Raw genomic sequence first — 19,729 nt, forward strand, 5'->3', positions numbered from 1 at the left:
ATATTTAGAAAAGTCTATCTTTATCATTGCATTTTTTATCTACTTAACTACTACTTATGGAAAACAGAACAAAGGAAATTGATGAACTCAAAAATATTTGGCTAGAAAGCAATAATGAATCAGGCATTCAAATCGCAGATGAACAGTTCAGTATCATAGATCAAATTGGTAATTTTTTCGCAGCAGGTGATTATTATTATTATATTTTTAATATTGAAACACCTCAAATAGAATTTATTTCAAAAGGAGCAGAGAAAGTTTATGAGCTTCCTTTAGAAGAAATAAATCTAGAAACTTTATTGAAAATGTGTCACCCCGAAGACTTAACAGATATGGTGGCTAAAGAAGAAGTAGTCTCAAATTTCTTTTTTAATGATTTATTACCTGAGCAAGTGATTGATTATAAGACAGTTTATTTAACTCGAGTTATTTCAAAAAAAGGAATTACCAAAACGCTTTTACACCAAACCAAACCGTTAAATGTGAGTGAAAATGGTAGAATTCATAAAATATTAGGTGTCCATACAGATATCACTCACTTAAATACACCTATTGATGATAAAGTATCATTTATTAGTCATAAATACCCTTCATACTATGCAGTACCTACTAAAAAAGTAGAAGTTCAGCAGAATTCAACTTTCACAAAAAGAGAAAAGGAAATTATTAAATTGGTTTCTGATGGCTTTACGAATAATGAAATAGCAATAAAATTATGTATTTCTCAAGAGACAGTAAAAACACATAAAAAGAATATTTTACAAAAAGCAAAATCAAAGAACACAGCCCAATTGATAACTTTTTGTATTAGAGAAGGAATAATTTAAATTATTATTAAGGGAAATAGTAGAAAGTTTATTTCTTGGTAGGCTCTAAATCTGGAAGGTGCCTCATAATAAATTCCATCAACCTTGTTGGAGACTTACCTATAATAGCTTCACATCGTGGATCATTAGTGGGTTTGTTTCCAAACATTTCGGCAACCATAAAAACAACTAAGAAGATTATTTCTTTACAATCTAGTCCTTTTCTACGTAGGGACTTTATGAATTCTCTAATTGTAGAAGTATAAACAACATCCTTTGGTAAAGTCGCAGTCAATTTAGCTGTAACTTCCATGAAATTTTTGTTTTCATTACCCATTAAAGGAATAGTTTGATTTTTATATTTATCAAATTGCTGAAAAATACGAACAATTGCTTCTCCTGCATTTCTTGCATCAATCCAATTAAATGTCCTTTTCAAGTGTGGTAATGCAATTTTTTGATCTTCTTGAATCTCTTTTTTGAAGAAAGTTGTAAGATTTTGCATAAAATAAGTGGGCTGAACGATAACGTAATCGATACCACTTTTTTTGATAATTAATTCAACCAAATGATGAGGAATAAAAACGCTATATTTTCCTCTGAAAATCGAAGAAAATATTATTTCTTTCACACCAGCTGTTTTACTTACAGTAAGGAATGTAGAAAATGTTTTTCTGAAATCATGAACCCTTCTAGGTATGACCAAAAATATTGCATCAATATCTTGCAAAGCACTTTGAAAAGTACTTCCATCGTTAAAGTCTAAATAGCGATATTCACAGTTTTCAGGAAGTTTTTCTGGCTTATTCCTACGACCAATCACTATAGTATCTTGAGTATGACGAAGAAGGTATCTGAAAACTTCAGAACCGATAATGCTATCCATACCAGTTATTAATACCTTTTTGTTCATTATTTACTCATTTATTACATTGAATTATTACAAAAATAGAGAGGAAAAATGGAAACGCCGTAGTCCATTAACGACCATAAACATCTCCTTAACTAACGTTCGGAAATCAGAATTTAATAGAAAATAAGAGGAATTTATAAGTTTGTATCTATTGAATGAATTGAAATAATGACTATTCACAGAATTGTTTTACAGTAGCTTATAAAAAAAGAGAATATCTTTTTATCGATATTCTCTTTTATGAAATTTATTTTAAGGCATTGAGTAGAATCTCAACAGGATGTAAAGCATCCCTCTCGGTACCATCTTTAATTTGGTGCCTACAACTTGTACCAGCGGCTGCAATTATTACATCATTATCTAATTTTCGAATTGTAGGGAATAAAACTAATTCACCTACATCCATTGAAACCTTATAATGTTCTTTTTCATAACCAAAAGAACCCGCCATTCCACAACATCCAGAAGGAATAATCTGTACTTTATAGTTTTTCGGTAAACCAAGCATTTGTTTACCCGTTACTTGTGTTCCTGTTGCTTTTTGTTGACAGTGTGTATGTAATTTGACTAATTTTTCTTCTTCTGTAAATTGATCTGAAGTAATATTTCCTGCTTTAACTTCTCTTGCAATGAACTCATCAATCATCAAAGCATTTTTTGCAAGATTAGCTGCATCTTCTTTTTGATGAGCATGCACTAAATCAGGATATTCATCTCTAAAAGCCATAATAGTTGAAGGTTCTATACCAATTAAAGGAGTTTCCTCACTGATATAATCTTTCAACATTTCTACATTTTTACAGGCAAGGTCTTTAGCTTCTTCTACAAAACCTTTAGACAAGAATGTTCTTCCACTCTCTACATGTGGTTGCCATTCAACTTCATATCCTAGTTTCTCTAATAAAGTGATTGTTTTGAGCCCAATTGGCGTGTCATTGTAATTGGTGAACTCATCACAGAAGATATATACTTTTCCTTTTGATGCCTTAGTTGGAGTATATTTTTGTAACCAACTCTTGAAAGTATGCTTATGAACCTTTGGAATTGATCGTTCTGGAGCAAACCCAGTCATGGCTTTAAAAATACTTCCTGTCATAGAATTGCTTATCATCCAATTAAATAACCTAGGAGTCATCATTGCCATTTCTGTCAATCTTGGGAAATAAGCAATCATTTTAGCTCGCAAAGGAGCACCGTTTGCCTTATAATACTGTTGTAAAAACTCAGCCTTTAATTTAGCAATATCTACATTTGAAGGACATTCTGATTTACAGCCTTTACACGACAAACATAAATCCATCACTTCATAAATCTCATCATGATTGAAGCGATTGATAGTGTAAGGTGCTCTTAAGTATTCTCTTAATATATTTGCTCTTGCACGTGTAGTATTCTTTTCATTACGTGTTGCCATGTAAGAAGGACACATAGTTCCACCTGTTACTTCTGTTTTACGACATGCACCTGCACCATTACAGAATTCAGCAGCTCTAATTATACCTTGAGAAGCACTGAAATCTAATGTGGTTTTAATTTCTGGAGTTTCAATACCAGGCATAAATCGAAGACTTTCATCCATTGGAGGAGTGTCTACGATTTTATTGGGATTGAAAATATTATGAGGATCCCATGATCTTTTAGTGGCTTCAACTAATTTAAAGTTTTTGCTACCAATCATAAATTCAATAAACTCTCCACGAAGTCTACCGTCACCATGTTCTCCACTTAATGAACCTCTATATTTCTTAACAAGTTTGGCAATTTCTTCAGCAATTACCTTAAACATCTTATTACCATCATCTGTTTTTAAATCCAAAACAGGGCGTAAGTGTAGTTCTCCCGAACCTGCATGTGCGTAATGCACACAGAAAAGATCATATTTCTTTAATGTCTCATTAAATTCTGCAATATAATCAGGTAAATCCTCTACATCTACCGCTGTATCTTCGATTACAGGTGCTGCTTTCGGATCTCCAGGTACATTAGATAATAAGCCAAGACCAGCTTTACGCAAATCCCAAACTCTTTTAACATCATCACCTTCAACTAAAGTGAAATAATTTCCTAAACCAGCTTCTTTATATGCTTCTTCTAATGCTTTAGCATCAGTACGCATTTCTTCAACAGAATCACGAGCAATTTCGGTAACTAATACGGCAGCAGGATCACCGTTTAGGAAAAAACGATTTTGACGATGTTCAATACTATTTTTTGTGCAATCAAGGATGTACTTATCCATTAACTCGACTGCGGTTGGGTTAAATTTTAGCGAAACTAAATTCGCTCTCAAAGATTCATCAATTGAATCAAATTGTGCACAAAGTACTCCTTTGTATTTTGGAGGAGTAGGGTTACAGTGCATTTTGATTTCAGTAATGAAGATTAATGTTCCCTCAGAACCAGCAATTAACTCGCAAAAGTTGAAAGGTTTTCCTTCAGGGTTAAAAGGTTGCATTCTTGCCAAAAGATCAATGGCGTATCCTGTATTTCTTCTTGGAATAGAAGGTTTTGGAAACTCGCTAGCTATTTCTTCTCTTACATCTTCGGGAGCAAGCATCTCACTTACTTCCTTATAAAGTTTTCCTTCTAGTGTATCAAGTTTAGTTTTAGCTTCAAATTCATCAGCAGTCAATTCTTTGAATACAGCTTCAGTTCCATCACTCAAAAAACCTCGAACTTCGATAAGATGATCTCTAGCAGAACCATATTGTACAGAGTTAGCACCACATGAATTATTGCCGACCATACCACCAATCATTGCTCTATTAGCAGTTGAAGTTTCAGGTCCAAAAAACAGGTCAAAATCTTTCAGATGTTTGTTTAATTCATCTCGAATTACTCCAGGTTGTAATCTAACCCATCCTTCTTCTTTATTGACCTCTAAAATTTCAGTGAAAGTTCTAGAAACATCAACAACAATACCATGACCTACAACTTGTCCGGCTAAGGATGTACCCGCTGTACGCGGTATTAGAGATGTATTATTTTCGTTAGCAAAAGTTATAAGTGTTAGAATGTCTTCTTTATCTTTGGGAAATGCGACGGCGAGTGGCAATTCTCTATACGCAGATGCATCTGTTGCATAAAGCGTTCTCATCACATCATCGTAATGCAACTGTCCCTTCAATTTTTGCTGTAATCGCTGAAGTTGTTTGTTGTTGATATTAACTTTTGCTGTCATGTCCTAATTTTTGAAAGTTTGAAACACAAAAAATTTATGAGTGGAACTTAATAAGAATTAAGCTGTTAGTTTCCTCTTTGGTACAAATATAACAGTCAATTGTGAATTATGTTCAATAAATTAGAATTACTATATTGTATTTAAAATAGGATTTTATCTATATTTGTCATTATTTTTCCTTTTTTATTACATTAGGGAAATACTTGAAGTAACTCTATCGTTATAATATCAGTATAATCTAATAGGGTATAATTTTTTAATACACTTACCTGAATATTTCTATCTAGATGCTCACAATTCGAAACATATTATCCAGTTTATTGATGTTATCCATTTTATGGTTGATGACACCTTCTGTGTCTTATGCTCAATACTATGATGATTCTGAATTGTTAGAAGATCCTCTAGTAAAGCCTCAAATCTGGAAACTTTTGAAAGAAAATCCCCAAGATGAATATTTGTGGACAAGATATTTTGGTAAAGACTTATTTGATATTACTCCTGAAGAATATCAACTATATGAGGTCTTGAAAAATGATCTTATGAACTCTAATAAGAGTTATCAAGCTGAAATGGAAAAAGCTAGAATAGAAAGAAAATTAGCTCAACAAGCCTACACACAAAGTGATTATGATGAATGGACAGAGAATATTAGCTTGAATTTTGGGCAAATTGAGATCTATTTTACGGAAAAGTTCTCAGCAATGGGAAGTGAGTATGTTTCCTATTATGAGCTTTATCCAGATGAAGATTATAATCTTACAAAATGGGTAGATGAACATGAAGCTAGATTAAAAGAATTAGAGGAGTTAAATGCTATTAATGAAGGTAATTATTAATAGCATCTAACCGTTTAATTTATCTCCACTCTACTACATGACCACGATCACGGGTCAGTAATTCCTTTGGTATATTTTCTTTAATACTATCTGAAAGTACTTTTATAAGTCCTGCTTTTGCGTAGTTTCTAGCATAAATAAGGCTTACTTCACGCATTGGTCTTTCGTCCACGAAAGTTCTAATCCTATCTTTTGCTTCTTCTGGGAGTTCATCAACTGCGAGTTCCGGAAGTAATGTAAAACCTCCTTCTTTATCAACAAGTCTAATTAAAGTTTCAAGAGAACCACTTTCGTATGAAATAGGTAATGAACTATTCATATCATTTGTTCTTTGATAAGAGCATAAGTTGATCACTTGATCTCTAAAGCAATGTCCTGCACTTAATAACCAAATGTCAGGGGAAGTAATATCCTCAATATTTACTTCAAGTTGTTTTTCAAATTTATATTCTGGATTTGTATAGACAACAATATCTTCATAGAACAAAGGTTCCTCTGTTATGCCAACTTCATGAATTGGAGTAACTAATAAACCTACATCAATTGCGTCGTCATTAATAGCCTTTATAATATGTTCAGATTGTAACTCTTTAATAATTAATTTTAAGTTGGGGAATTTTCTAGAAATAGCACCCACAAATAAAGGAATTAGATAAGGGGCTAATGTTGGAATAATACCAATTTTCAATTCTCCACTAACTTCACCTTTATAATCAAGAATGACATCATTTACTTTTTGAGCCTCTTTTATGACTATTTTTCCTTGCTCAATAATTAATTTTCCTACATCAGTAGGGATTATTGGTTGTTTGCCTCTATCAAAAATGATAACATCTAATTGTTCTTCTAGTTTTTTGATTTGCATACTCAAAGTAGGTTGAGTTACGAAGCATGCATCTGCTGCTGCTGAAAAACTTTGATGTTGCTCAACAGCAATAATATATTCTAATTGTGTAATCGTCATTTCCTTAAACTTTGATCAAAAATACCATATTCTAGGGAAATAGAATGTAGAAAATGATTTTTTGACAAAACATTACACATTTTTTTTAGTTTATTAATGCAGAACAAGAAGGAGATAAGTGCACTAATAACCCCTTTTTATTTCGTTTACAAATGTTTGATCATAATTTGTGGTAATGTTCTTAAACTATTTTAGAATGTTTATAGATAATAGGTTCTTCTCTTGTAACTTTGTGAATTGAAATTTGATATGTATTTTTCATTCTACAAACTTCTATTACGAAGAGCTTAAGTATAAAATGAAAGTAACAGTATCAAGAAAAGCACATTTTAATGCGGCTCATCGATTACATAATAACACCTTAACAGAAGAAGAAAATAATAAAATCTTCGGTAAATGTAATAACCCGCATTATCATGGACATAATTATAATCTCATCGTAAAAGTCACGGGTGAGATTGATCCTATAACTGGATACGTAATTGACATGAAAATCTTAAAAGATATCATGAAAGAACACGTGACAGATTATTTAGATCATAAAAATTTAAATCTAGAGGTAAGTGAATTTTCTACTTTAAATCCAACTGCAGAGAATATTTGTGTTGTGATTTGGAACATTTTACGTGAAAACTTAGAAGACAAATTTGCCCTTAAAGTTATTTTATATGAAACAGAACGGAACTTCGTTGAATACCCTTCAATCTAAGGAGTTGGAGATTCGTAATGAAGATATAGATGAAATAGGTGATAACCACATTGGAACATCATACGATACGCCAATGAAAAAAAATGCTTTTGAATTATCAGATGATGAAAAGATAAAAAAGATATCCTCACATTTTCGTGAAATTATGGATACTCTTGGTCTAGATTTGACTGACGATAGCTTAAGCGGTACACCTAATAGAGTAGCAAAAATGTATGTGAAAGAAATTTTCAGTGGTTTAAACCCTGATAATAGACCTGACATAAAGCTATTTGACAATAAATATAAGTACGATGAAATGTTGATTGAGAAGAATATTCACTTTTATTCAAATTGTGAACATCACTTCGTACCAATCATCGGTTTTGCGCATATTGCTTATATTTCTAATGGTAAGGTAATTGGATTATCGAAGATCAATAGAATAGTGCAACATTATGCTAAACGTCCTCAAGTGCAGGAAAGGTTGACAGTTCAAATTGCTGAAGATTTAAAGAAAACTTTAGGTACGGATGATGTAGCAGTACTCATTGACGCAAAGCATCTTTGTGTGTCTATGCGTGGAATAGAAGATACATACAGTGCAACTGTTACTTCACATTTCAGTGGAAAATTCAAAGAAGAAAGTACACGCAAGGAGTTTTTAGAACTAATACCAAAATCTTCTGAATAAAGTATTACCAAAAAATTATAAATTTAAAGGGTTGTCTTTTCACTAAGGCGCCCCTTTCTTTTTTGTTTTAAAGCAATTACTTTTTTATTTTTAATAAGATAGAATTGATTAATTATCAATTTACTCATTATCTCTCTCAAAAAAATAACTCAAAAATGAAAAATAAACTACTCTTACTTATTTCTCTATTCTTTATTACACATTTTGCTCATGCACAATTTCAATTTGGAATTGGTGGAGGCGGTTCTGCAGGGGTAGGAGATATAAGTGCTTTTGTTAGAGGTTATAATGCTTATATTGAGTTAAGTCATCATACGACAGACCGATTTAGAACAGTCCTTGTTGGACAAGTCATAGGATTAGCTGCTATTCCTTTAGATAACTCACTTAGTCAAGCGTGGTATCAAGTTCCTATTCTTATTCAAGGAAGATATTTTTTAATGGACCCTAATGGAGATACTACTTTTCAACCTTATGTACAAGGAGGTATTGGTGCAGTACGATCATGGTATTTAAAAACAAGAACCAATGATTATGAATATTATGTGGATGATCAATTTTGGACTTTTGGAGCACGAGCCGGAGTTGGTACTACAATCGCAATGTTCAACATTCAGTTAAATTATAATTATGCAGGTACCTATAAGGATATTAATCTCGGCGTAATGGATATTTCTTTAGGATTCTTATTTTAATAAAAAACTCCTTTCAAAATAACTTGAAAGGAGTTTTTTTTTATTTCTCTTCTTCTACCAATATCGCTTGACTATTTTTAATATTCCCTTTACTATTCGTGGCATGAATGATTACAGTGCCCGAATAAACTAGTAAATCATTCATTTTGACTTTAAGAATATAATTTCCGGCAGGGTAGTGGTGAACATCAAAAATGGCCTTATTACCTTCAATTTTAGGTTTGATATCCCATATAGCTTCGTTTTCAGTATGGTGTAACTTAATATCTAAAGTTGCATTAGCCTCAGCATGGAAATCGATCTTTAAGTAATAATTGGTAGGGTTAGGATAGACTTTTTCAATACCAAATTCTTCTCGGTCTAACTCATTTGCTAACAAATGCCTTCCCCAAACATATTCTTCACCATCTTGTAAAACGAGAATTAAACGATAATAATTATCTTTAGATTTTTCGAATTTTTCATCTTTTAGTTCATAAGAACTCTCAGTAGATGATTTCCCTTTCGCCATTACTTTGCCGATCTTCGTATAGTTTTTTCCATCATTTGATTTTTCAATAATAAAATGACTTGCATCTCTTTCAGTCCCAGTTTCCCAGTATAGATAGGAAATATCTTTTTCTATTTCAATATCAAAATAATCTAACATTGTTGGTAATTTTAAGTGATAGGCTGTAACCGCATCACATATCATAGCATTCCCACTACAACCATATGTCGTAATCTTAGAGATATCTCCAACAATATTATCTTCATATTTATCTTTTATGATAAAGTCACTTTGAATGTGGATTTCTGCATCGTCACCAATTTCTAATTGCCCTTTTTTATCAAAAAAATGGACATGTAAATAAGTACTAGAGATGTGACCATCTAATACAGCAGTATAATTATCAACTTTCAAGAAAATTTCGTGAGCATCTATACTTCCTATTCGATCTATCGTGAATTCAGCATCAGTAGAATGTATTGTCGCTTTTTGAACCTTCAAAGCACCTTCAACAATCAAAGAGCTATTAGGATTGATATATAATGTATTGATAATAAATATACTTCCTCTATTTGTGACCATAAATTCAGCTCCATGAGATACATCGATGCTTCCTACTACTTTCTTTTCAAGGTCTAGGTTGAAATCAATGATAAATGAATTCTTTTTAACAACAATCATTGTCTGTTCAGAAGGAACAATATTCGGAGACCAATTATTTGGATTTTCCCATTGCTCAATCGAACTGTATCTTTCAAGCTCTGGTTTTATACTGGTAGTACTAAAATTTTCTCCAAATGAGAAGGATGTATAAAGTAGTATAAAAAATAGAAAAGTAGATATTTTCATAAGGTAGGTTTAGTTTAGAAAACCAATAGTTTAAGTTTTAAATTGAAGGAATGATTAAGTCGATTGTCTTTAATCACTTTCCTATTGAAAATACGCATATTTTTTAATTTAGATCACCTTTAGCATGATATCATTGAAAAAGTGGAATTGAATATTAGAAATGTGCTATCCTAACTTCAGAAAAATTACAATATGCCTTCATCTGCAAAACTAAAATACGTATCATTTCCGAAGATAATATGGTCTAAAAGTGGTATTTCGAGAAACTTACCACCTTCTTTGATTTTTTTTGTGAGAGAAATATCAGCTTGACTAGGCTTAACTTGGCCTGAAGGATGATTATGGACAAGGATTATTGAGCATCCTTGCGCGGACAAAGCATTTTGGAAAATTATCTTTGGGTCTGCTACTGTTCCTGTCATTCCACCCATACTTACCTTTTCCATTTTCTTGATATGATTAGAACGAGTGAGGATAATTACCCACAATTCTTCATGATTTAAATCCAATAAATAAGGTGTTATAACTTGATAGATATCTTTCGAACAAGTAATTCGAGGACGTTCTTTTTTTATGCTATCCTTTCTTCTTCTACCTAATTCAAGTGCTGCCATAATACTTATCGCTTTTGCATCACCAATACCATTTATTGATTTTAAGTCTTTGAGTGTGAATTGGGCTAAGGTATTTAAATCATTTTGACCTTTGTGTAAGATAAGTTGGGCAACTTCAATGGCAGATAAACTTCTGGTTCCTGAACCAATTATGATAGCCAGTAATTCAGCATCAGATAAACTATGTCTACCTTTAAGTTGTAATTTTTCTCGAGGACGATCTTCTTCTGCTAGATGTTTAATCGTAAGTTTTTCTTCAAAATGAGAGAGCGTATTCATCGTTAAGTTAGTTTTATGAATTTGAATCGTAACTGATTATCAGTTTGCTAAGGTAAATATAAAACAAAAGAGGTTATCATTAACTATGATAACCTCTCCCAAGTATGAAATGAAATGAAATAAATTATTACTTATATTTTTATTTTATCTAAGTATCAATATTATAATACTGAGAAAGAATCTGAGTAAGAAACACCGTCGATTTCTAATTCTGCAGTATATGTACCTGTAGGTAAAGTAGATAAGTCAAAACGCTTTACGTTTTTAGCACCAGCAACGAATTTAGAATTGTAAACTACGTCGCCTTCTGATGTTAATAATTTAACTTTTACAAAACCTTCAACATTTTTACCTAAAATGATGTTTAAGTTTTCTTGTGCTACAGATATTTTGAATTTTTGATTTGCTGAAGCTAATTGATAGTTTAACATAACTGCTGTATTAGAAGGAGTTACGAAAAATTCTCTAACTAACATTTTATCTTCAAAATTCATCTTAAAAGTATATTGTCCTTCTGGTAAACTTTTGAAATTAATGTCTTCTTTAACTTTACCTGAAGCAATAACTGTTTTTGATGTATAAACTTTTCCTGCTGCATCTTCAATTACGAAGTTAATTTCTTGTCCTTCTAAGTTGTTGAAAATAATTGAAGCTGAAGTTCCATCTGTTGAAGCCTTGAAGAAATATGAGATACCGTTAAATGGTAAGTAAAATTCTGTGGCTGATAAATTTAATGAAACTAATAATGTAGCAATTATAACTGTTAACTTTTTCATAGTGTATATTTTTATTTGTATAATTTCTGTTTTGATTACATCACAAAGGTGGGGTATTATTTTCTTTTGTCAAAATGTAAATAGCCAAAATATATAAAGTGTAAAAACGTAATTTGATATTATTTTATTTCGTCTCAAGTACACTTATTTACTTTTTATTCATTAAGTGTAATCTGATCCTTATACTTCATAAGGAGATACTGTATAATTGCTATATTTTCTTTGTAAAGTGTCGTTTGATACACTTAAAGAGAAAATAAATAATTAAAAAATGTTAAAATAAATTCCTTAACTTTAATTTAATATTGAAGTGATTATTTATTCACTTTGCTAAACATGTATGTATGAGGGGTTTTTCATCATTTTTGTATTTTTATGCGATTTCGCAGATTTCCAACTGCAATAGAACAATGATGAAAACTATTGCTTTTTTAAAATAAATATAGTATTGAATGTTTAATATTGAACAAATTAACGTATAGACAAAAAAAGAGGTTACCACTGAATGATAACCTCTCCCACAAAGTATGAAATGAAATGAATTATTACTTATATTTTTAAGCTCTTATGAGCTGTGATTTCTATATCAATTGTAATCCTTTGTTCTTGATTACACTACAAATATGGAGTAATATTTTATATTGTCAAAGTAAATAACCATAAAATTTACTCTTGAAAAAACTTAAATATTTCTTATTTAATTTTGTTAAGAATACACTTAATTATTGTTTGTATTGAGATTGGATGTTACTACATGTATCATATTTTGAATTTTAATCAAAACACTGAACTTATTGTAGTTAAGTGTACTTACTTACACTTATGAAAATTTTTTTTAGAAATATTGAAAAAAAAATAGAATTTTAGATTTTTGTAATGAAAAAAGCCTACTTTTTACTTGATAGTAAACTTTTTTGGTAGATATCTTAGATTTAACTACACATATAACATGAATAATTCAACTTCACATATACTAATGGTTCGACCTGCTTCATTTAGTTTTAATGAAGATACTTCTGTTGATAACGAATTTCAGGACAATTCAATAGATTATTCTGAAGGTGGTGATGAATATGAGGAAAGTGCTTTAAAAGAGTTTGATCATTATGTTGCTACATTAAGAGCAAATAATATTGATGTGACGGTGGTGGATGATACGCCTTCTCCCAAAAAACCAGATAGTCAGTTTCCTAATAATTGGTTTACTACACATGCTAATGGTAGAATTTTTATTTATCCATTACGTCCCGTAAATAGGAGACCAGAAAAAAGAAAAGATATCATAGAATTACTAGAAATGTGCTTTCATGTGAGTAATATCACAGACCTTTCAGCTTATGAAAAGGAAGAAAAATTCCTTGAAGGAACAGGAAGTATGATTTTAGATAGAGTAAATAAAGTTGGGTATGCTTGTATTTCGAGAAGAACAGACAAAAGCCTATTTGAAAAACATATGTCTGATTTAGGATATACAGCGATTTCTTTTACTTCAACAGATGAAAAAGAAATTCCTATTTATCATACAAATGTTATGCTATCAATAGCATCAGATTTTGTAGTTATTTGTGGAGCATCAATTAAAGACGCTAAAGAAAAAGAAATCTTATGGGAGTCTTTTAAATCAACAGGTAAAGAAATTATTGATGTTACCTTTGATCAATTAAGAGATTTTACATGTAATGTACTTGAAGTAACTGATTTAAAAGGTGAAAAACATCTTACAATGTCATCCAGAGCATATCATTCTTTCACTGATGAACAAAAAGAAGTGATTGAGAAATACACAAATATTATTCATTCACCAATAGATACAATTGAAAATGTATGTGGTGGTGGAACACGATGTATGATGGCTGAAATTTATTTAGATGAACAAATGTATACTATCTAAATTTTAAATATCTAGCTTCTAAGGGAATTAGAAATATATAATATAGAAACACATATGCCCCTATTTTGTATCTGCTCAAAGATCCGAGATTGGGGCTTGCTATACCTAATAAACCAATTGTCAGTAATCCATACATTACAACCAAGAGAATTATGATCTGAATATTTTGATCAATTTTTTCCTTTCTCTTATATGTAGAAAAGGCATAAATGACTAATAGTAGAAATAATAAGTTTTCAGTACTTATGATATAATCAAAAAAGTGCCTTGAAGTGAAATAATTTGGCTCTAATAATGTTATCACTAAAGCTTTTGGAAGAGACATAATCACTCCCTTCCAAGTTGGAGACATATAAGGTAACGCAATAGCATAAGGATCTGATTCGTGAAGGCTCAATTTTTCGTAATTAGTATAAAAGGAAGTGGGTAGTTGGTCCAAATTCATATGAAACTCAAATAAATTTAAGCTAGAGATTCCTATTGTTACTCCAATTAAGATTAACCCTACAACTTTCTTGTTTACTTTTTTATTTTCTTGATGAAAGTAGAGAAAAATGAAAATTAAGCTAAAAAAGAAAAATACGCAGACAAAATAATAGAATTTGATTCTAAATACTGTCAATAGTAATAGAGGTGTTAAAAGGATATTGACCCAATTAATCTTGTTTGTCTGAATGTAATCGAGTATAAATCCCAAAACGTAATAAATACAACCAATTACAATAGCTTCTTTAATAATACCACTACTCCAAAAAACGATACTTGGGATACAAAAATTAGCAATTAAAAAACTGTACTTTGTAGTAGGGAAGGAGATTGAAATCTTTTTGAAAAGATACCATATACTCATGAAGACAAAGAAAGAGATATATAAAGAAGATATCCAATAATTATTCTGACACAGAAGTGCTATAGGACTTAAAACAATACTAAAAAAGGTGGAGGAAGAATTACTAGGAATTAACTGAGTTTGTATTGCTTCAGGGGTGTGATAAGGTTTTGCTGTAATAAATTCCCAAAAACTAGAGAAGTCATTCCAAGCAATTTTACCTAAAATTGTAGCGTCTTTAAAAAGAACAAAAGTATCACCTCCTTTATAGTAATAAGAGTAGATCAATCCAATACAACATCCTAAAATGAGTTTTACAGAAAGACTAGAGATATATATTTTCGAAAAGTTTCCTGCATTATATTTCCAATGAAAAAAAATAAGGATAGCAAGAAAGAGGATACTGATTATTCCCATATAAAAAATGCTACAATACTTGATAGTAACTCAAATATTGTAGCAATATAAGGACATAGAGATTAAAAAGTGAATCTCTAGTTATTAAATCTATCTCTAGAAGATGGCTTCAGCAATATCTTTCACAGAAGTTGATCGGCCCATTGAATAGAAATGCATACCTGGGACACCATATTCAATCAATTCTTTTGATTGTTTGATTCCCCATTCAATTCCTAATTCTCTAACCTCTTTGTTGTTTTTACATTTTTGGGCTTCCGTCAATAATTCTTGAGGGAAATCTAATTTGAAAATACTTGGAAGTAAAGTCAATTGTTTTTTCGTAGTCAATGGCTTAATACCAGGGATAATCGGTACAGTAATACCTGCAGCTCTACATCTTTCGACAAAATCAAAATATTTTTGATTATCAAAAAACATTTGAGTCACAATATAATCAGCTCCTAATTCCACTTTTTTCTTTAAGAAATCAATGTCAGAGTCCATATTAGAGGCATCCATATGTTTTTCAGGGTAACCTGCTACACCAATGCTAAAACCACCTTTGAAACCAGTTTCATCCGCATATTTAAATTCTCCTTCATTCATTTTTTGAACATGCTCGACTAATTCTGAAGCATAAGCATATCCTTCTGGATGTGGAGTAAATGCTGCCTCACCTTTGGCGGCATCACCTCTTAAGGCAAGAATATTCTCTATACCTAAGAAGTTTAATTCAATCAGAATATTTTCTGTTTCTTCTTTAGAAAAGCCTCCACAGATGATATGAGGAACAGTGTCCACATTATATTTGTGCATAATTGCAGCGCAAACAGCTACAGTTCCAGGACGGTGTCTTTGAATTGATTTTTCAAATAATCCGTTTGGAAGTTCCTTATAAACATATTCTTCACGATGATAGGTCACGTCCACAAATGCAGGGTTGAACTCCATCAATGGATCAATAGCATCAAATAATGATTGAATGCTTTTTCCTCTAACTGGAGGAAGTAATTCAAAAGAGAATAATGTTTTTTTCTCTTCAGCTGCTTGTGTGAGACGATCTATTACTTTCAAAGGCTTGTGTGTTTAGTTTGTTTGAAACTCAATGCAATGCAAAGTTATTTTGATCTTAAATTTTTCCCAAATAGAAAGTGAATAATTTTTGATTTTTATTCCAATTTTTTAAAAATTCTTTAATATTAACTTTGAATTAATACGAAAGCGTGAACAAAAGAGCTATTTTATTTACAATAGTTTGAATTTTTAGTCTAAAAACAAAAAAACATGCTAACCTGATGATTAGCATGTTCAAGATTTTTCTCAAAAACTTATAAAGGGTTACTTTCAATAAAGTTACTTCCTTCATTTTTGAAAAACTTCGTAGGAATTTCATTTCGAAGTTTAATGTATTTGGCATATTCACCTTCGAATTCTACTCTTTTATCAATCGTTTCTTCAAAGCGACCGAGTAGACTTAATATCACTTCAGAAATTTCTCTCACAGCATTATTGGATCCTGAATTACCGGTAATGTAATCTGCATAACCATGCATTCTACAATATTCAGTAAATAAAGGGCTTCCTGATCTACCGACCATACAGCGAGCGCCTACTTCTTTTGCCAATGAAATATCTAAGATGTCGTCAAAGCTGAAAAGAATTTCTTCTGCTTGAACACCAGACATGTCATCTACTAATGGTAAAACTTTTACCTTGTCTTTCACCAAATAACATACTGCATCAAAATGTTCTCTTTTGGCCCATTTGAAAGCAGCTTCATTAAATTCTCCTGTAACAATTGCAGTAAATGGAATTTTACCATGTTCTAAAAAGTAGCCAAAACGAAGCATATTTACACCCATAGAATCCACTTCACTAAATGGACTAGGCATTGCTCCACCTTTTACACCACCATTAAAAACACCATCCCAATCAAAGATGATTCCTTTTACTTTTTTCAATTGCTCTAAAAGAGAAGAGGAGGCGGTTACAAAAACGCCTCCTCCTTCTTCGAATAATTCTTCTCTCATGAATTTGAGATTAGTATTTTACGATATCTTGAACATCTAATAAACCAATAGCTTTACCGTCAAGTGTCACTACTAATTCATCAACTTGCTTTTCTTTGATTAAGTTTGATGCAGCGAATAATAATTCGTGAGCATCAATAGAGATAGGTTCTTTTAAACCTAAATCAGAAACTTTCATGTTAGAAATTTCACCACCTTTTTCAGTAACTAAACGACGTAAATCACCGTCAGTAAAGATACCAATTGCAGCACCATTTGCATCAACTACAGTAGCAGCACCAGTTTTGTTGTTAGTCATAACAACTAATGCTTCAGCGATTGTAGAATCAGCAGTGATTGTAGGGTTGTTTTCAGATAAAGCGTCACCTACACGAACAGTCATTAAACGAGTGTCGTTTACGAACTGATCAGTACCGATTTTTGTGAAGTGGTTCTCAGTTAATTGAGACATGATCTTCCAAGGTACAGTAATTGTGTGAACACCTACCTCAACTGCGTCACGTACGTGTTGGATTGTACGTACAGAAGAGAACATGATTTTAGTGTTGTAACCATAGTAGTTAACTGCTTCAACACAGTCTCTTACTAATGATAACGCGTCATGTCCTTGGTCTTGTAAACGACCAACTAGTGGACAAACGTAAGTTGCACCAGCTTGCATAGCCATATATGCTTGTTGTAAAGTGTATACAAGGTGAATATTCACTTTGAAACCTTCTTTTACAAGCATTGAACAAGCTTTAAGACCTACTTTAGAAACAGGAATTTTGTAAACTGTTTTTTCACGATCTAAACCTAAAGCTTCTTGACGTTTTGCTTCAGCAACGATTTCTTCTGCAGTGTCACCTAATGCTTCAATTTGAAGAACAGGAACAATTTTCGACAACTCAACGATAGTACCGTCGATATCAGTGATACCGTGACGAGCCATGAAAGTAGGAGTTGTTGTTAAACCAGTCATGAACGGAAGTTGTTCGAAAGACGATTTGATCTCATTGATCTCCGCAGAATCTAAATATAATTCCATACTAGTAAGTATATATTATTTATTTTTAATCTAAAAAGGGTGAAATAAATTACTTACGGTAACTTACTTCGATATTGTGTAATTCGATTAGAGGTTTCATGAACTCTTCTAATTGATTTACATCTAATTGACTTGCCGCATCACAAAGTGCTTCGTTAGGGCAAGGGTGAGTTTCGATAAATAAACCATCGATACCTGCAGCTACACCAGCTCTAGCTAATGTACTTAAGTATTGACGAGCTCCACCTGTTGGATCCGCTGAAGGAATACCATATTTACGGATAGAGTGAGTTACGTCAAAAACCACTGGGTATCCAGTTTGTCTCATTTCATAGAATGAACGAGGGTCAACAATTAAGTCATTGTAACCAAATGAATAACCTCTTTCTGTTAAAATGATGTTTTTATTTCCTGTTGATTCAACCTTTTGAGCAGGTTTGATCATGTTTTCAGGAGCTAAGAATTGACCGTGTTTGATGTTTACAACTTTACCTGTTTCAGCAGAAGCTACAACAAGGTCAGTTTGCATACATAAGTAAGCTGGAATTTGAAGAATATCTAATACCTCAGCAGCTGGCTTTACTTGGTCTGGGTAATGAATGTCTGATACTAAAGAGAAACCAAACTCATCTTTCACTTTTTGAAGGATACGTAAACCTTCATCGATACCAGGACCTCTATAAAAATCTACAGAAGATCTGTTATCTTTTTGGAAAGAAGCTTTATAGATCATCGGAATGTTTAAACGCTCCGTTACTTCTTTTAATTTCTCTGCCGTTTTCATCATGATGCTCTCATCCTCGATTACGCAAGGACCTGAGATCAAGAATAATTCGTCGGCGCCACAGTTGATGTCACCAACTTTTACAATGTTTTTACTCATCTGTATATATTGCTTTTGTGTCGGGGTAAGACTTAAATAATTGTAGGTCTTCCTCTAACGATGCGCAATTTAGTTTTTTTTTGAAAAAATGCCCAATAATAAAAGTTACGTAATTATAAAATTTACACTAACTCTTGCATTATCTGTCTAACACGCTCTAAATCCTCTTTAGTATCTACAGGAATACTGTCATGTTCTGTGATACCAACTTTGATTTTGTTACCGTGCTCGATCCATCTCAACTGTTCAAGAGATTCTAATTTCTCAAGATTAGTAGGCGCTAGAGATGAAAATTTGGCTAAAGCTTCTCTTGTGTAAGCATATAAACCAATATGTTTATAAAATGTAGTATGCTGCATCCATTCTTTTGGATCAACCCCTCTTACCGTAGGAATAACAGCTCTACTGAAATACAAAGCATCTTTATTGTGATCAAATGTCACAAAAACTTCACTATTATTTGTAAGGTCTTCCTCGTGAACAACTGGCAATACTAAAGTTGCAAATTCAGTTGTGTCATCAAAGCTTTCCATTAACTCTGTCAATTGAACAGGTTCAAGTAGAGGTTCATCTCCTTGAATGTTAACAACTGCATCAAAGTTATTACCTGTTTGCTTGTTTACGATATCTAGTGCTTCAAGACATCTTGAAGTACCATTAGTATGCTCCACTGAAGTCATTACCACGTTTCCGCCAAATGATTCTACGGCTTCAACGATTCGAACGTCATCTGTAGCAATGTAGACATGATCAACAGTTTGTATAGCTCGTTCGTAGACATGTTGTATCATAGGCTTACCGCAGATATCTGCTAATGGCTTACCTTCTAATCTAGATGATCCGTAGCGAGCAGGAATAATTCCTAAAAACTTACGCATATTC

The 19,729-nt window shown here is 32.0% G+C and carries 18 protein-coding genes; 6 read left to right on the forward strand and 12 right to left on the reverse strand.

Features of this window, described 5'->3' with window-relative positions; all coding sequences use genetic code 11:
- Positions 1-56 precede the first annotated feature (56 nt).
- Entirely contained in the window at positions 57-827 is a 771-nt protein-coding gene (locus ACXAHM_RS09915; RefSeq protein WP_474960279.1) for a LuxR C-terminal-related transcriptional regulator, read from the forward strand.
- Between the two features lie 28 nt (positions 828-855).
- Here ACXAHM_RS09915 and ACXAHM_RS09920 read toward each other — a convergent pair whose 3' ends face one another.
- Both ACXAHM_RS09920 and ACXAHM_RS09925 read right to left on the reverse strand, forming a co-directional pair.
- Positions 856-1,719: an NmrA family NAD(P)-binding protein gene (locus ACXAHM_RS09920; protein WP_474960280.1), complete on the reverse strand. Its 864-nt coding sequence runs from the start codon at positions 1,717-1,719 to the stop codon at positions 856-858.
- Between the two features lie 247 nt (positions 1,720-1,966).
- A complete protein-coding gene (locus tag ACXAHM_RS09925) occupies positions 1,967-4,900 on the reverse strand; it encodes an FAD-binding and (Fe-S)-binding domain-containing protein (RefSeq protein WP_474960281.1) in 2,934 nt (977 codons plus the stop codon).
- Between the two features lie 323 nt (positions 4,901-5,223).
- Between ACXAHM_RS09925 and ACXAHM_RS09930 the strand changes: the two genes are divergently transcribed.
- Positions 5,224-5,739: a hypothetical protein gene (locus ACXAHM_RS09930; RefSeq protein WP_474960282.1), complete on the forward strand. Its 516-nt coding sequence runs from the start codon at positions 5,224-5,226 to the stop codon at positions 5,737-5,739.
- A 19-nt stretch (positions 5,740-5,758) separates the two neighbouring features.
- Here ACXAHM_RS09930 and ACXAHM_RS09935 read toward each other — a convergent pair whose 3' ends face one another.
- A complete protein-coding gene (locus ACXAHM_RS09935; protein ID WP_474960283.1) occupies positions 5,759-6,703 on the reverse strand; it encodes a hydrogen peroxide-inducible genes activator in 945 nt (314 codons plus the stop codon).
- A gap of 298 nt (positions 6,704-7,001) precedes the next feature.
- Between ACXAHM_RS09935 and ACXAHM_RS09940 the strand changes: the two genes are divergently transcribed.
- The 3 genes from ACXAHM_RS09940 (at position 7,002) to ACXAHM_RS09950 (ending at position 8,780) form a co-directional block, all read left to right on the forward strand.
- On the forward strand, positions 7,002-7,412 hold the full coding sequence (locus ACXAHM_RS09940; protein ID WP_474960284.1) for a 6-pyruvoyl trahydropterin synthase family protein: 411 nt from the start codon (positions 7,002-7,004) through the stop codon (positions 7,410-7,412).
- Positions 7,372-8,085 (forward strand): GTP cyclohydrolase I FolE, encoded by a 714-nt coding sequence (gene folE, locus ACXAHM_RS09945; protein WP_474960285.1) that lies wholly within the window; start codon positions 7,372-7,374, stop codon positions 8,083-8,085. The genes ACXAHM_RS09940 and folE overlap by 41 nt, the downstream gene beginning before the upstream one ends.
- Before the next feature lie 155 nt (positions 8,086-8,240).
- A complete protein-coding gene (locus ACXAHM_RS09950; RefSeq protein WP_474960286.1) occupies positions 8,241-8,780 on the forward strand; it encodes a hypothetical protein in 540 nt (179 codons plus the stop codon).
- Between the two features lie 40 nt (positions 8,781-8,820).
- On the opposite strand, the gene ACXAHM_RS09955 is transcribed toward ACXAHM_RS09950, so the two are convergent.
- The 3 genes from ACXAHM_RS09955 to ACXAHM_RS09965 all read right to left on the reverse strand — a co-directional run bounded on the left by ACXAHM_RS09955 (position 8,821) and on the right by ACXAHM_RS09965 (position 11,788).
- Entirely contained in the window at positions 8,821-10,119 is a 1,299-nt protein-coding gene (locus ACXAHM_RS09955) for a T9SS type A sorting domain-containing protein (protein ID WP_474960287.1), read from the reverse strand.
- Between the two features lie 185 nt (positions 10,120-10,304).
- The gene (gene radC / locus ACXAHM_RS09960) at positions 10,305-11,012 is read right to left on the reverse strand and encodes a RadC family protein (protein WP_474960288.1); all 708 of its coding nucleotides are present in this window, start codon (positions 11,010-11,012) and stop codon (positions 10,305-10,307) included.
- 161 nt (positions 11,013-11,173) lie between these two features.
- Entirely contained in the window at positions 11,174-11,788 is a 615-nt protein-coding gene (locus ACXAHM_RS09965; RefSeq protein WP_474960289.1) for a hypothetical protein, read from the reverse strand.
- Between the two features lie 949 nt (positions 11,789-12,737).
- On the opposite strand from ACXAHM_RS09965, the gene ctlX reads away from it, so the two are divergent.
- On the forward strand, positions 12,738-13,679 hold the full coding sequence (gene ctlX, locus ACXAHM_RS09970; RefSeq protein WP_474960290.1) for a citrulline utilization hydrolase CtlX: 942 nt from the start codon (positions 12,738-12,740) through the stop codon (positions 13,677-13,679).
- Here ctlX and ACXAHM_RS09975 read toward each other — a convergent pair.
- From ACXAHM_RS09975 to kdsB, 6 genes are all read right to left on the reverse strand, one after another.
- Entirely contained in the window at positions 13,672-14,925 is a 1,254-nt protein-coding gene (locus ACXAHM_RS09975) for a hypothetical protein (protein ID WP_474960291.1), read from the reverse strand. The two genes, ctlX and ACXAHM_RS09975, sit on opposite strands and share 8 nt — an antisense overlap.
- 96 nt (positions 14,926-15,021) lie before the next feature.
- Positions 15,022-15,981 carry a methylenetetrahydrofolate reductase [NAD(P)H] gene (gene metF, locus ACXAHM_RS09980; protein ID WP_474960292.1) on the reverse strand — a complete coding sequence of 320 codons (960 nt, stop codon included), beginning with the start codon at positions 15,979-15,981 and terminating at the stop codon, positions 15,022-15,024.
- A 254-nt stretch (positions 15,982-16,235) separates the two neighbouring features.
- Positions 16,236-16,937: a phosphatase gene (locus ACXAHM_RS09985; RefSeq protein ID WP_474960293.1), complete on the reverse strand. Its 702-nt coding sequence runs from the start codon at positions 16,935-16,937 to the stop codon at positions 16,236-16,238.
- A 10-nt stretch (positions 16,938-16,947) separates the two neighbouring features.
- Entirely contained in the window at positions 16,948-17,964 is a 1,017-nt protein-coding gene (locus ACXAHM_RS09990) for a transaldolase family protein (RefSeq protein WP_474960294.1), read from the reverse strand.
- A gap of 49 nt (positions 17,965-18,013) precedes the next feature.
- Positions 18,014-18,847, reverse strand: a complete 834-nt coding sequence (kdsA, locus tag ACXAHM_RS09995; RefSeq protein ID WP_474960295.1) for a 3-deoxy-8-phosphooctulonate synthase — start codon at positions 18,845-18,847, stop codon at positions 18,014-18,016.
- A 122-nt stretch (positions 18,848-18,969) separates the two neighbouring features.
- Positions 18,970-19,725 (reverse strand): 3-deoxy-manno-octulosonate cytidylyltransferase, encoded by a 756-nt coding sequence (gene kdsB / locus ACXAHM_RS10000; protein WP_474960296.1) that lies wholly within the window; start codon positions 19,723-19,725, stop codon positions 18,970-18,972.
- Positions 19,726-19,729 lie beyond the last annotated feature (4 nt).

It is taken from the genome of Flammeovirga sp. AWQ4_249, from assembly GCF_056161045.1.

Coding starts and splice junctions, on each gene's coding strand:
- kdsB (WP_474960296.1), bottom strand. CDS start 19,725: ATGCGTAAGTTTTTAGGAATTATTCCTGCTCGCTACGGATCATCTAGA.
- ACXAHM_RS09975 (WP_474960291.1), bottom strand. CDS start 14,925: ATGGGAATAATCAGTATCCTCTTTCTTGCTATCCTTATTTTTTTTCAT.
- ctlX (WP_474960290.1), top strand. CDS start 12,738: ATGAATAATTCAACTTCACATATACTAATGGTTCGACCTGCTTCATTT.
- ACXAHM_RS09925 (WP_474960281.1), bottom strand. CDS start 4,900: ATGACAGCAAAAGTTAATATCAACAACAAACAACTTCAGCGATTACAG.
- ACXAHM_RS09930 (WP_474960282.1), top strand. CDS start 5,224: ATGTTATCCATTTTATGGTTGATGACACCTTCTGTGTCTTATGCTCAA.
- ACXAHM_RS09990 (WP_474960294.1), bottom strand. CDS start 17,964: ATGGAATTATATTTAGATTCTGCGGAGATCAATGAGATCAAATCGTCT.
- ACXAHM_RS09920 (WP_474960280.1), bottom strand. CDS start 1,719: ATGAACAAAAAGGTATTAATAACTGGTATGGATAGCATTATCGGTTCT.
- ACXAHM_RS09955 (WP_474960287.1), bottom strand. CDS start 10,119: ATGAAAATATCTACTTTTCTATTTTTTATACTACTTTATACATCCTTC.
- ACXAHM_RS09965 (WP_474960289.1), bottom strand. CDS start 11,788: ATGAAAAAGTTAACAGTTATAATTGCTACATTATTAGTTTCATTAAAT.
- ACXAHM_RS09915 (WP_474960279.1), top strand. CDS start 57: ATGGAAAACAGAACAAAGGAAATTGATGAACTCAAAAATATTTGGCTA.
- ACXAHM_RS09940 (WP_474960284.1), top strand. CDS start 7,002: ATGAAAGTAACAGTATCAAGAAAAGCACATTTTAATGCGGCTCATCGA.
- kdsA (WP_474960295.1), bottom strand. CDS start 18,847: ATGAGTAAAAACATTGTAAAAGTTGGTGACATCAACTGTGGCGCCGAC.
- ACXAHM_RS09935 (WP_474960283.1), bottom strand. CDS start 6,703: ATGACGATTACACAATTAGAATATATTATTGCTGTTGAGCAACATCAA.
- ACXAHM_RS09985 (WP_474960293.1), bottom strand. CDS start 16,937: ATGAGAGAAGAATTATTCGAAGAAGGAGGAGGCGTTTTTGTAACCGCC.
- radC (WP_474960288.1), bottom strand. CDS start 11,012: ATGAATACGCTCTCTCATTTTGAAGAAAAACTTACGATTAAACATCTA.
- ACXAHM_RS09950 (WP_474960286.1), top strand. CDS start 8,241: ATGAAAAATAAACTACTCTTACTTATTTCTCTATTCTTTATTACACAT.
- folE (WP_474960285.1), top strand. CDS start 7,372: ATGAAACAGAACGGAACTTCGTTGAATACCCTTCAATCTAAGGAGTTG.